The organism is Streptomyces sp. ISL-12 (assembly GCF_018614415.1).
GTDB lineage: Bacteria > Actinomycetota > Actinomycetes > Streptomycetales > Streptomycetaceae > Streptomyces.
This window is the reverse complement of the sequence record NZ_JAGGOO010000144.1, coordinates 19,558-32,290: the sequence shown is the minus strand read 5'-3', so window position 1 is coordinate 32,290 and position 12,733 is coordinate 19,558. Positions and strand designations below refer to the sequence as shown.

At 71.9% G+C, this 12,733-nt stretch carries 9 protein-coding genes; 4 read left to right on the top strand and 5 right to left on the bottom strand.

Features of this window, described 5'->3' with window-relative positions; all coding sequences use genetic code 11:
- Positions 1–123 precede the first annotated feature (123 nt).
- The 5 genes from J7I94_RS33010 to J7I94_RS32990 all read right to left on the bottom strand — a co-directional run bounded on the left by J7I94_RS33010 (position 124) and on the right by J7I94_RS32990 (position 6,374).
- A complete protein-coding gene (locus J7I94_RS33010; RefSeq protein WP_215173176.1) occupies positions 124–942 on the bottom strand; it encodes an SDR family NAD(P)-dependent oxidoreductase in 819 nt (272 codons plus the stop codon).
- A gap of 54 nt (positions 943–996) precedes the next feature.
- Positions 997–2,679, bottom strand: coding sequence for an FAD-dependent monooxygenase (locus tag J7I94_RS33005; protein ID WP_251076102.1), 1,683 nt, complete (start codon positions 2,677–2,679; stop codon positions 997–999).
- Between the two features lie 27 nt (positions 2,680–2,706).
- On the bottom strand, positions 2,707–3,684 hold the full coding sequence (locus J7I94_RS33000) for a zinc-binding dehydrogenase (protein ID WP_215173174.1): 978 nt from the start codon (positions 3,682–3,684) through the stop codon (positions 2,707–2,709).
- Positions 3,685–3,764: 80 nt separating this feature from the next.
- The gene (locus J7I94_RS32995; RefSeq protein ID WP_215173172.1) at positions 3,765–4,685 is read right to left on the bottom strand and encodes a zinc-binding dehydrogenase; all 921 of its coding nucleotides are present in this window, start codon (positions 4,683–4,685) and stop codon (positions 3,765–3,767) included.
- 150 nt (positions 4,686–4,835) lie between these two features.
- Positions 4,836–6,374, bottom strand: a complete 1,539-nt coding sequence (locus tag J7I94_RS32990) for an MDR family MFS transporter (RefSeq protein WP_215173170.1) — start codon at positions 6,372–6,374, stop codon at positions 4,836–4,838.
- A gap of 309 nt (positions 6,375–6,683) precedes the next feature.
- Between J7I94_RS32990 and J7I94_RS32985 the strand changes: the two genes are divergently transcribed.
- From J7I94_RS32985 to J7I94_RS32970, 4 genes are all read left to right on the top strand, one after another.
- On the top strand, positions 6,684–7,145 hold the full coding sequence (locus J7I94_RS32985; protein WP_215173168.1) for a MarR family winged helix-turn-helix transcriptional regulator: 462 nt from the start codon (positions 6,684–6,686) through the stop codon (positions 7,143–7,145).
- Between the two features lie 44 nt (positions 7,146–7,189).
- A complete protein-coding gene (locus J7I94_RS32980; protein ID WP_308114802.1) occupies positions 7,190–8,227 on the top strand; it encodes an LLM class flavin-dependent oxidoreductase in 1,038 nt (345 codons plus the stop codon).
- 123 nt (positions 8,228–8,350) lie between these two features.
- On the top strand, positions 8,351–11,623 hold the full coding sequence (locus J7I94_RS32975; protein WP_308114801.1) for a BTAD domain-containing putative transcriptional regulator: 3,273 nt from the start codon (positions 8,351–8,353) through the stop codon (positions 11,621–11,623).
- A 283-nt stretch (positions 11,624–11,906) separates the two neighbouring features.
- Positions 11,907–12,731 (top strand): AfsR/SARP family transcriptional regulator, encoded by an 825-nt coding sequence (locus J7I94_RS32970; protein WP_215173164.1) that lies wholly within the window; start codon positions 11,907–11,909, stop codon positions 12,729–12,731.
- Positions 12,732–12,733: the final 2 nt, after the last annotated feature.

Here is a 12,733-nt window from a genome sequence, read left to right as displayed (position 1 = left end):
TTCTCGTTTCTGCCGGGGGCGCGCCCCCGGCAGTCGGCGGGCGCGCCCGGGATTCCGGAGCCGGGCGCTCACGGGTCGGGGGCGGGGGGCCGTAGTGACCGCCCTGCCCCCGAGCCGCCGCCGTCAGTAGTTGCCCAGACCGCCGCACACGTTGAGGGCCTGGGCCGTGACGGACGCGGCCAGGTCGCCGGCGAGGTACCCGACGAGACCTGCGACCTCCTCGGCCGTCGAGTAGCGGCCGAGGGGGATCTTCGCCTGGAACTTCGTCAGCACCTCCTCCTCCGTGGTGCCCCAGTGCGCCGCGTAGCCTTGGCGCACCCGAGCCGCCATGGGCGTCTCCACATAACCGGGGCAGACCGCGTTCACGGTGATGCCGGACCGGGCGAGCTCCTTTCCGAGCGCTTTCGTGAAGCCGATGACGCCGTGCTTCGACGCGGAGTAGGGGGCGGCCAGTTCGACGCCCTGCTTGCCACCCGTGGAGGCGATGTTGATGATGCGGCCGTGGCCGCGTTCCAGCATGCCGCCGCGGGACAGCACCTCGCGGGTGATGCGGAAGACGCTGTTGAGGTTGGTCTCGATGACCGCCTCCCACAGCTCGTCCGGGAGTTCGGCGGTCACGCCGCCACCGCCCCGCCCGGCGTTGTTGACGAGGACGTGGATCGGTCCGTAGCGGTCCACGGCGGAGCGGACCAGGTGCTGGATGTCCGACTTCGACGTGACGTCGGCGGCGATGCCGTCGGCCTCGAAGCCGCGACCGCGAAGCTTGTCCACGACGGCGGTGACCGTGTCGCCGTCCCGCCCGCACAGGAACACCGCGTGCCCCTGTTCCGCGAGCAGTTCGGCGACGGCGAAGCCGATACCGCTGGTGCCACCGGTGACCAGCGCGACCCTCCGGTCCTCCGCCTTCGCGTTCTCGTTCTGAGCGGCTGCTGCCACTGCCATGCTGGGTCCTTTCGCCACGACTTTCACGGACGTTCGGTGCGGTATGCGGGCGGTTCAGGGCGCGGGCCGGTGCAGTACGTGCCGCAGCGCCCGCTCGATCTCGGCCGCCGGGTCCGGGCGCGCCCCGGCGGAGCGCCACGCCACGAACCGGTCGGGCCGCACCAGGACGGCCCCGTCGGCGCCGATGCCGTACGCGGCGGCGAACGCCCCGTCGGCGTCGAGCAGTCCCGTGCCGGGACCGACGCGATGCACCTGGACGGCGACGCCGAGCGCGTCCGCCGCGGTGGCGGCGCCCTCCGCCCACGCCGCCCCGTCCGGCCCGGTGAGCAGCACGAACGCGGGGCCGAACAGAGCGGTCGTCGAGGTCGCCGAGCCGTCCGCGCGGGTGAGTGGGACGTACGGGGCGTGGGATCCCGGCCGGCCGGTGGGCCGGGCCGGATCCTCGAACAGCTCGCCGCTGTCGTCGGGTTCGGTGAGCACGGCGCCCTTCGGGAACCGGTAGCCGAAGGCGATCACGGGCGGCGGCAGCGGCCTGGCCAGCGACTCGTCCGCGAGCTCGGGCGAGATCCGGTCCACGAGGTTCGCGAACTGCTGCTCCACCAGCTCCTCGGCGTACGGCCGGCGTTCGGCGTCGTGGCTGTCGAGCAGGGCCTCGCCCGCCGTGCCGTTCAGCACGGCCGCGAGCTTCCAGCCCAAGTACAGCCCGTCCAGATAGGCGGTGTTGCCGCCCATGCCGCCGGTCGGCGGCATCACGTGCGCGGCGTCGCCGACGAGCAGCACCCGGCCCTCGCGGAAGCGCTCGGCGACCCCGCAGGAGATCTCCGTCTCGCTGATCTCGTCGATCTTCAGCGGGGTGTCCGGGATGCCGAGGTCGGAGCGGATCTGCGCGGCGACGGTGTCCTCGCTCGTCCACCAGCCGTCCGGCAGTTCGGGCGTGAGGTTGCGGAAGTACCCGTACAGGCCGGGGACCTCGGTGTTGAACAGGACCGCGCGGCCCACGTGCAGCGCGGTGAAGCGGCGGCCGTCGGCGGCGCCGTCCGTGTGCGACAGCGGCTCGCCCAGATCGGCCTCGAACAGGACACGCAGCACCTTGCCCACCGTGCCCCGGCCGCGAACCGGGATGCCGAGGGACTGCCGGACGCCGCTGCGCCAGCCGTCCGCCGCCACCAGGTACTGAGCCCGGATCACGCGCCGCTCACCGGTCTCCGTGTGCTCGGTGACGGCGGTGACCCCGTCCGCGTCCTGAGCGAGCGACGTCAGCCGGGTCGAGAAGCACAGGCGAGCGCCGAGCTCCGCCGCCCGGTCGGCGAGCACGGCCTCCACGGTGGACTGGCTCGCGGTGCCCCAGTCCTCCGGGGACACGTGCCGCATGCTCAGCTGGTCGCCGCTCATCAGTGTGCGCAGCACGGGGCCCGCGAGAGTCTTCGCGACGACCATGTGGAAGTCGCTGCGGTACGCGCGCCCGCGCTCCCGTACGGTCCCGGCGACGCCCGCCATGGCCAGCGCCTCCATCGTGTGTGGGTACTGGCCGGTGGCCTTCACCGCGGTCGACGTGCTCGGGTGGCGCTCGACCACCAGCGCCGGTACGCCGTGCAGGCCGAGGAAGACGGCTGTGCTGAGGCCCCCCGGGCCGGCCCCGGCGACCAGGACGGGCACGGTCTCGTCGGGTGTGGGGCCGGGCCGGGGCACGGGCGACGGTGTACCGGCCGGATCGGACTGTTCCGCTCTCTGTGTCATGGCTTGGGCTCCCTCGGGGCTCCGGAATCAGGGGACGAGGACGACACGGCCCAGCTGCGAACGGCTCTCGATGACCCGGTGGGCCTCGGCCGCCTCGGTCAGCGGCAGAGTGGTGTGCACGGCGACGCGCAGATCGCCCGACGCGACCAGCCGGACGAGTTCCGCGCGCGCCTCCGCCACCCGTGCCGGGTCGGCCTTCGCCCATGCGTCGAGCGAGGTGCCCACCACGTAGGTGAGACCGAGGAGCTCGGTCATCGCGACCTTGGCGACCTCGCCGTCGGCGCCCGCGAAGCCGTAGTAGACGAGTCGGCCGTACGGCTTCAGCAGCTTCAGGCCGTCCTTGAACACGGCACCCTCGACGCTGTCGAGCACGACGTCGACGCCCTGGCCACGGGTGAGTTCGCGGACCTTGTCCGCCCAGTCCGGCTGTCGGTAGTCGACGACGTCGTCGGCGCCGTGCGCGCGGACGAAGTCGCCCTTGGCGGGCGAGCCGACCGTGCCGATGACCCGGCCCGCGCCGCGCAGCTTCGCGAGCTGGGTGACGAGGTGGCCGATCGCGCCGGCCGCCGCGTGCACGAGGACCGTGTCGCCCTTGGCGACCCGGGCCGCATCGAGGACGCTCCACGCGGTCTGCGCCGTGGAGCCGAGCGCGGTTGCGGTGGCCGCGTCGATGTCCTCGGGCACCACGAGGGCGCGTTCGGCGTCGACGACGACCTGGTCCGCGTACGCGGCGGGCACGCCGAACGCCGCGACACGGGTGCCGGGCGCGGGCCCGTCGATGTCCGGGCCGAGCGCCTCGACCCGGCCCACCACGTCACCGCCTGGACGGCCGGGCAGCGGGGACGGGAACGGGGCGGTGTTGCCGCGCAGCTGCGTCTCGATGAAGTTGACGCCGACGGCCTCGGTGCGCAGGAGGAGCCGGCCCGGGCCCGGCGTGGGCACCGGAACGTCTTCGACGCACAGGACGTCGGGGGAGCCGTGCTCGTGGTAGCTGATCAGTCGCATGGGAACCTCACGGTGCGGTGACGGAAGTGCGCTCGCGGTGCAGCGGCGCGCGGACCGGTGGCGCGTACGGGAATCCGCGGTCACATGGACAGGACGACCTTGCCGTTGACCTCGCGGGAGTACAGGGCGGCGATGGCGCGCTGCGGGTCGGTCCAGGGCGTGAGCAGGCCCGGTTCGGCCACGAGCTTTCCGGAGGCGACCAGGTCGAGCAGCAGGGCGAGGTCGGCCGGTACGTCGCGCCGGGTGACCTCGTCGAGCAGGAACAGGTACTCGATGCGGACGCCGGGGCGGGCATGGCCCCAGTCGGCGGGCAGCCGCAGTTCGGCGCGGACCGTGTTGCCGAACACGGCCGCCACGCCGCCGCGGCTCAGCAGCTTGTAGCCGGTGCTGAACACCTCGCCGCCGACGCTGTCGACGAGGATGTCGATGGGGGAGGCGGGCGGCTCGTCGTAGCCGGCGACGACCTTCGCTCCGAAGCCGGCGAGCCCCGCGCCGCGGGCCTCGGAGCCGACCCAGGCGGTCACCTCGCTGCCTCCCGCGCGGGCCAGTTGCACGGCCACACGGCCGACGCCGCCGCTCGCGCCGGTGACCAGGGTGTGCTTGCCGAGGAGCCAGCCGGCCTTCTGGAGCGCGTACAGGGCCGTGAGCCCGGCGACGGGGAGGGTGGCGGCGTCGGTGTCGGTGACGCCGTCCGGGATGACCGCCAGGCGGTCGGCGCGGACCGCGGCGAGCTCCGCCCACGCGTTGTTCGCGGCGAGGCCGGTGACACGGGCGCCCGCGGGTGGGCCGCTGCCGTCCGCAGCGGGGCGCAGGACCGTGCCGACGATGTCCAGGCCGAGGGGGGAGCCGGCCGGGCGGCGCACCGCGAGGAGGAGGTCGGCCCTGTTCAGGGCCGTCGCGTGGACCTCGACGAGGGCCTCGTCCGGGCGGGGACGGGGGTCGGATACGGAGCGCAGCTCAAGGGCGAGCGGGTCCAGGGTGGTGGTGACCAGTGCCTTCACATTTTCCTCGCGGCAGGGGATGTGGTGGTTTCTCCTCAGGTGTAGGCGGGGGCGCTGGATTCCTGGTCGAGTGGCCATGGGGCGGTGTGGTGAACAGAACCGGCCCGCCCAGGAGGGGCTGGGCGGGCCGGGGTCGAGGGAGGGGCCGGTTCAAGCCCGGGTGGATTCCGGGAAGGGGTCCTTTTCCCCGGTGGGCCGCTCCGTGGGTGCCTCCGCGCGGAAGGAGCCGGGGAGGACCAGGGCCGAAAGGGCCGCGATCACACTGAAGGCGATGATGACCCAGTACGAGCCGCCGTACGCGGCGGCGGGGTGGTCGTCCGCGCTGCCGAGCCGCTCCTGCAGGGTGATGGCGATGGCCGCGATGCCGAGCGCGCCGCCGATCTGGTTGAAGATGAACAGCGCGCTGGTGGCCCGCGGCGCGCTGGCCTCGCCGACGGCCTTGTACATGAACGCCATCGTGCCGGGCGCGGTCAGACCGATGCCGTAGCCGGTGAGACCGAGCGCGACGGACAGCAACGCGGTGTTCGTGTCGGAGCCGATCTGCGAGAAGGCGAGCGCACCGAGCGCGGTGACCAGCATGCCGACCGTGGAGGTGAGCCGAGCGGTGACCTTGTTCCCTGTCTTGCCGGAGGTGATCGCGCCGGCGGCGCCGAGGAACCCGGAGGGGATCAGCAGCAGACCGGCGTGCAGGGCGCTGAAGTCACGGGACTGCTGGTAGTACAGCGGGGTCAGGAACAGCAGGGTGTTGGCGACGGCGCCGACGAAGAACATCGTGATGACGGCCATCGTGAAGCCGCGCTTGCTGAACATCCGCAGGTCGATGAGCGGCGTGACCGAGGTGCGCAGCGCGTGCACCACGTATCCGACGAGCAGCAGCGCACCGCCGACGAAGGCGACGAGCACCTTCGGGGACGAGGCGTCACCGGAGTGCGCGGCCGTCGTGAAGCCGTAGACCAGCGCGGCGAAGCCGGGCGAGAGCAGCACCAGGCCGAGGACGTCCAGGCGCTCCTCGGGGCGGCCGGCGTGTTGGTCGGCGGGCAGGGTGCGGAGTGCGAGCAGCAGGGCGATCAGACCGATGGGCAGGTTGATCAGGAACATCCAGCGCCAGCTCACCGCGTCCACGAGGACACCGCCGAGGATGGGGCCGAGGATCGGGCCGAGGGTCAGCGGCAGCGAGATCAGAGCCATGGCCTTGGCGACCCGCGCGGGGCCCGCGGTCGTCGCGAGGACGCTCTGCACGACAGGCACGATCATGCCGCCGCCGAGGCCCTGGATCACCCGGAACACGATCAGTGACTCGATCGACCAGGCGAAGCCGGACAGCAGCGAGCCGAACACGAACAGGGAGACGGCTGCGATCCACATCGTGCGGCCGCCGAAGCGGTCGACAGCCCAGCCCGCGAACGGCGTGGCGACGGCGACGGCGAGCAGATAGCCGGCGGTGACCCACTGGACCGTCGCGAGCGGCGAGCCGAACTCGCCACTGAGCGTCTTGACGCCGACGTTGACGATCGTCTCGTCGAGCAGCGCCATCAGCAGGGCGAGCAGCAGGACACCGGCCATGCGCAGGAATGCCGGGTCGAGTTTGTCGCTCGTCGCGGCGGCCGTCTCCGCTGCCGTTGGAGCGGTCTGCGAGGGCTCCGTTGTCGTATCGGGTGCCGTGGAGGATTCGGGAGTTCCGCGTGTCATGCGTACCGCCTGGGGTCGATGCAGTCGGGGACGGGCGCGGATGCGCGCCGCACCGGTCGGCGCAGCCCGGCGGGTGCCGGGCATGCCGAGGACCGGAGCGGAACAACGCCGCGCTCTCTGTGCCTCCCACAGTAGAGCTAGATGCAGGCGCCTGCATCGATTTTTCAGACAGATCTGTGCTTGTCTTGCTGGAAGTCAGGTTATTGAGGCAGGCTGTGGAATGGATGCGCACGAAAAATGCCTGCGTAGACATGGATCGTGCATACAGGCGGCTATAGTGGAGGGGGAGCGAACGAAGGGGAGGCGAACATGTCGGCCGATGACCGCGCCGGGCGTCCCGGTGAGTTCGACCTGTGGCGTCGGCTGACGCTGATGGTCGGCCAGCTCAACCAGTCGCTGGAGAGGGTGCTCGCGAGCGAGTACCAGATCTCGCTGCCTGAGCTGATGGTGTTGATCGAACTGCGGCACGGCCATGAGCGCGGCACCCGCGTCCAGGAGTTGTCCGCCGCGGTGGGGCTCGATCAGTCGTCCATGAGTCGGCTCGTGACCCGGCTGGAGAACAAGGGCCTCACGGCCCGGGTCTCCTGCGAACACGACCGCCGCGGTGTGTACTGCACGCTGACGCCCGCGGGGGTCGAGCGCGGTGAGCGGGCCGAGGCCCGCTGCCGTGAGGAGCTGACGGGACTGCTCGACGTCGCCTCGTTCGACGACCGCTGGGCATCGCTCGTCGCCCGCTTCCGGCACACCGCGGCCGGAGCCGTCACCCCTTGATCGCGTCACCTCTCCTTTCGGCCCCGACCGTGAAGGAGACCAGCGTGAAACTGTCCGTCCTGGACCAGTCCGTCGTGCCGGAGGGATCCACCCCGGCCACCGCCCTGCACAACTCCCTGGACCTGGCGCGTCTCGCGGACCGCCTCGGCTACCACCGCTACTGGCTGGCCGAGCACCACGCCACGCCCTCCTTCGCGGGCCCCGCCCCGGAGATCATGGTCGCCAGGGTCGCGGCCGAGACCCACCGCATCCGCGTCGGCTCCGGCGGGGTGCTGCTGCCGCACTACAGCCCGCTGAAGGTCGCCGAGGTGTTCCGGGTGCTCGGCGCGCTCTCGCCCGACCGGATCGATCTCGGTATCGGCCGCGGGATCGGCGCCGGGAGCATCGAGGCGCACGCCCTGGCCCCCGGCTCCTCCGGCGGCAAGGACGACGGGGACTTCCCTGGCAAGCTCGCCGAACTCCTTGCCTTTCTGCATGGCGGCTTCCCCGACGGGCACCCCTACGAGCGCATCCAACTGATGCCCACCGCCGGGGCGCCCGAGGTGTGGCTGCTGGTCGCGAGCCCGCAGAGCGCCGAACTCGCCGCCCGGCTCGGGCTTCCGGTGTCCATAGCCCACTTCGGCCGGCCGCAGGTCACCCGCTCCGTCGTCGAGGCCTATCGCACCGCCTTCGACAGCCGCGACGGGTCCCGGCCGCGCGTCCAGATCGGCATCGGCGTGTACTGCGGGCCCACGGACGAGGAGGCCCAGCGGGTCTTCGCCAGTCAGCGGCTGTTCCGGCTGCGCATGGGCCGCGGGCTGCTGCTGCCGCTGCCGTCCCCGGAGGCCGCGATCGACGGGCTGCGCGGCGAGGTGGAACCGCTCGCGGACGAAGTGGCCGAGTGGCCGAGGTGCGTGGTCGGCGACCCCGACCAGGTGCACAAGGTGCTCACGTCCATGGCCGAGGCGCTGGAGGTGGACGAGTTCATGGTGCTCTCCACGATCCACGCGCCCCACGACCGTATGCGGTCCTATGAACTGCTCGCGCAGCGCTTCGGGCTGACTGCGGAGGCCGGCAGGGCAGGATCGCAGCAAACAATGTGACGGCCGGTCAGACAAAAATGTCCTGAACCACGAGGGAGCCCACTCGGTCGGATGTGACCTGGATCACATACCAGCGTTCTCGTCCGCAACTGCGTTCTACTGTGTCGCAGGGCACGGCTGACCGTGCACAGGGGGACCGACCAGGCAGGTGTGCGTTTGAATGGGGAACACGCTTCGACCTACGACTTTCGAATATTGGGGCCCTTGGCGGTCCGCGCGGGGGGAAGGGAACTGACGGTTTCGTCCCCCAAGCAGCGGGTGCTCCTCGCATCGCTGCTGCTGCGGGCTGACCAGGTGGTCACTTCCGACGACCTCATCCGAAGACTCTGGGACGACCAGCCGCCGCGCGACACCCGCGCCGCGCTGCACGTCCACACCACCCGGCTGCGGGCGCTGCTGCGCGAGTCACTCGACCTCGGCGACCGCCCGGTCATCGAGACCCATCCGGGCGGCTACCGGCTCGCGATCGATCCGGCCGCCCTCGACCTGACCCGCTACCGGCGCGCGGTCGGCGATGCCCGCGCCGCCCGCAGCAAGGGAGACACCGCCCGTGAACTGGCCGCCCTGGACCGGGCGCTCGGCGAATGGCGCGGCGATCCCTTCGAGACCGTGCCCTCCGCCTCGCTCCAGACGGAGGTCGTACCGCAGCTCGCCGAGGAACGTCTCGCCCTCGTCGAACGGCGTTTCGCGCTCCTCCTCGACCTCGGCGGCAGTGCCGACATCCTTCCGCAGCTGCGCGCCCTCGTCGCGGAACACCCCGTACGGGAACGGCTGCGCGAGTACCTCATGCGGGCGCTGCACCGTACCGGACAGGTCGCCGCGGCCCTGGAGGAGTACCGCGACTACTACCGGATGCTCGACCGGGAGCTCGGACTGGTGCCCGGGCAGGAACTCCAGGAGCTGCACCGGCAGTTGCTGGCCGAGACCGGTGAACTCCACACCCCCCAGGCCGGACCCTCGGGCGCTCGCGGTGCAGACGCGGCGCACGAGGTCCACTGGCCCGCCGGGGTCCAGCCCACCAATCCCAGCGCACCCTGGGTGGTGCAGCGCCAACTCCCGCCCGAGGCCACCCACTTCGTCGGCCGGGAGGAGCTGCTGGAGGAGCTCGTCGCCGGGCTCACCCCACGCCAGCGCGCGGCCGTACCGCTCGTCAGCCTCGTCGGCCCGCCCGGCATCGGCAAAACCGCGCTCGCGCTGCGCGCCGCGCACCGGCTCAGCTCCGCCTACCCCGACGGGCAGTGGTACGTACGCCTCCAGGACGCCCGCGGCCGGGCCCGGCCCTTGCACGACGTGATCGCCGAACTGCTGCGCTCCTCCGGCGCCGACGTCTCCGGACTGCCCACCGAACGGCATCAGCTCACCGGCGTGCTCCGCAGCCGGCTCGCCGGCCGACGCGTGCTCATCGTCATCGACGACGTCAACGACAGCGAGCAGGTACCCGACCTGCTGCCCGGCTCGCCGAGCTGTGCCGTGCTGGCCCTGCACCGCGAGTACCGGCCCGACCTCGTCGCCGTCTACGGCGCCCGCAGCTTCCTCCTCAACCTGCTGTCGCAGAAGGAGAGCGAGGAGGTCATCACCGCCGTCCTCGGCCGGTCCCCGGAGACCCTGTGCAGCACGGCCGTCGCCGAACTCGCGGAACTGTGCGGCCGACTCCCGCTCGCCCTGCGCATCGCCGCCGGACACCTGGCCGGACGGCCCTGGCGGTCTGTCGAGTCCTTCGTCGAGGCGTTGCGAGAGGGCGATCCACTGGAACTCCTGGCCCTCGGCGACAGCCCGTCGACCGCCGTGCGGGCCGCGTTCAGCGTCGCCTACAAGGCGCTGCCGGCGCTGTCCCGCCGGTTCTTCCGGCACCTCGGCGTCGTCGGCGACATGGCCTTCACCGCCCGTACCGCCGCACAGCTCGCCGGCTGTGAACCCCAGGTGGCCGACCAGCTCCTCGACAAGCTCGCCGCAGCCCAGCTCATCGAGGTCCAGTCCCAGGACACGTACCGCTTCCACAGCCTCATCGCCCGGTACGCGGCTGAGCGTGGCGTCGAGGAGGACGGGCCCGCGGACCGGCGCCAGGCCCTGAACCGGCTGTGCCACTGGTACCTGCGCCGTACCGACGAGGCCGTGCAGTCCTGCTACCCGGGCTTCCTGCGGGTGTTCCAGCCCGACCCCCACATGCCGGGACCCGGGATCGACCCCCGGGCCGCCCAGGCGTGGCTGCGCGCCGAGCAGTCCAACCTCGTCGCCCTCGTCGTCCGCGCCGCCGACGAGAAACTGGACGAGATGTGCGTCCGCCTCGTCGACATGCTGCGCGGCTACTTCACCCTCGGCCGGCTCCAGACCGACTGGCTCACCGTCGCCCAGGCAGGGTTGCGTGCCGCGACCTCGCTGGGCGACCAGCGTGTCACCGCCGTGATGCGGCTCAGCGTCGGACTCGCCCTCCAGGGGCTCCACCGGCTCCCGGAGGCGGCCCAGGAACTGGGCACCGCGCACCACGAGTTCACTCGGCTCGGTGTACGCGACTTCGAGGCCGTCACCGTCAACGCCATCGCGATGAACCAGCTCCAGCGGCCCACCAAGCACATCGACAGCGCCATCACCCTGCTGGAACGCGGCCTGGAGATCAGTCGGCAACTGGAGCTGCGGCACGTCGAGGCCCGCGGGCTGATCTACCTCGGCATGGCCCGGCACAGCCAGGGCCGGCTGCACGCGGCCGAGGCCCACTTCAGCCGTGCCGCCGCCATCCTCGACGAGGACGGTGTCCAGCGCTCCCGTCCAGAGGTGCTGGCCCGGCTCGGTTCCGTCCACGCCGACCTGCGCGAATGGGACGCGGCCATGGCCGGCCTCAGCCTGGCGCTGTCACTGAGCAAGGAGTTCAACACCCCGCACTCCACGGTCCTCGCCTCCTACGGGATCGCCCAGGTCTACGCCTGCAACAGGCAAGTCGACCTCGCCTACCAGCACGCCGAGACCGCCGTCGTCATCGCCCGCGACCACGGCTACGTCGCCCTGGAGGCCAACGCCCGCAACATACTCGGCGGACTGCACCTCATCCGGGGCCGGTCCGCCGATGCCCGCGAGGAGTTCCTGTGCACCCTCGGCATCGCGGAAAGCATCGGCCACCCCCAGTCCGAGACCCTCGCGCTCATCGGCCTCGGCCGGCTCGAACTCGCGGGCGGGCGGCCTGCCGAGGCGTACGAGCTCGGCAGGCGCGCGGCCGCCGTGGCCGACAAGTCCGGGCTGCTGCTCCTGCGGGCCCAGGCCGAGGAACTGTGCCGGCGCACCGGCCAGGTTCCCGCCCGGGAACGCCCGGCGCCTGCCGGTGAAAGGCCCGCCGACGGCGGCGGCACGGACGTGCCGGAGGTCTCCGACGACCTCCGCGCGCTGTTCCCGGAGTGCAATGCCTGAACTGTGCCCGGAGCCCGGTGCGTGGGTGCTCCCGAGCGCGGTGCACGAGTCCGTTCCGGTGCGCAGCCGGTGAAAGGAGTGACGGGGGCGCTCTCCACGGAGGGCGCCCCTGGTCCTTGTGGGCGGCGTTCGGCAATGGCGTGTCACGGCCTCATGACGGCCGTGGCCTGCGACGACGTACGAAAGGGAACGCCCGCCGGGATGAAAGGCCGCCGAAGGTGAGGCGCAAGGTGCGGGGAACACGATGGTGCCCGTACCCCACACGGCCAATCCTGGAGGCGAGATGTACGCACGGATTCTCGGCCCGCTCACCCTCACCGACGGTCTGCGGACCGTCACCCCGCGGGCCCCGAAGCAGCGTCAGTTGCTGTCCCTGCTGCTGCTCCACGCCGGGCAGGTCGTGACCGTCGACGAATGCGTGGACGAGCTGTGGGCGGACTCACCCCCGCACAGCGCCCACTCCACGCTTCAGACGTATGTGATGCAGATACGCAAGACGCTCAGAACCGCCGCGTCCGCCACCGGTGCCCCCGCGGAGATGCACCTGGAGACCCGCGACCGCGGCTACCTCCTCGCCGTCGGCCCCGGCCGGCTGGACCTGCACCAGTTCGAGAAGCTCGTCGAGCAGGCGTCCCTCGCCCGGACCGCCGACGACCACGCCCACGAGTCCGAACTGCTGCACCGCGCCCTCGGCCTGTGGACCGGCAAGGCGCTCGCCGACGTCACCTGTGGACCGTTGCTGCGCACCCGGCTCAGCGGACTGCGCGAGAACTGGCTCGGCGCCCTCGAACAGCGCATCGACGCCGACCTGCGGATCGGCCGCCACCACCAGCTCATCGGCGAACTGAGCGTGCTCACCCGCCAGTACCCCACGTACGAGAACCTGCACGCGCAGCTGATGATCGCCCTGTACCGGTCCGGGCGCACCGCCGACGCCCTGGAGGTGTTCGCCCGGCTCCGCCGCACCTTCAGCACCGAGCTCGGACTGGAGCCCTCGGCCCGGATGCGGGACCTGCACGCCGATCTGCTCAACTCCGCGCCCGTCACCGAGTCCGTGTACCTGCCGGGGCCGGACAGCGCGCCCGTACCGCTGCGTCCCGCCGGCTGATC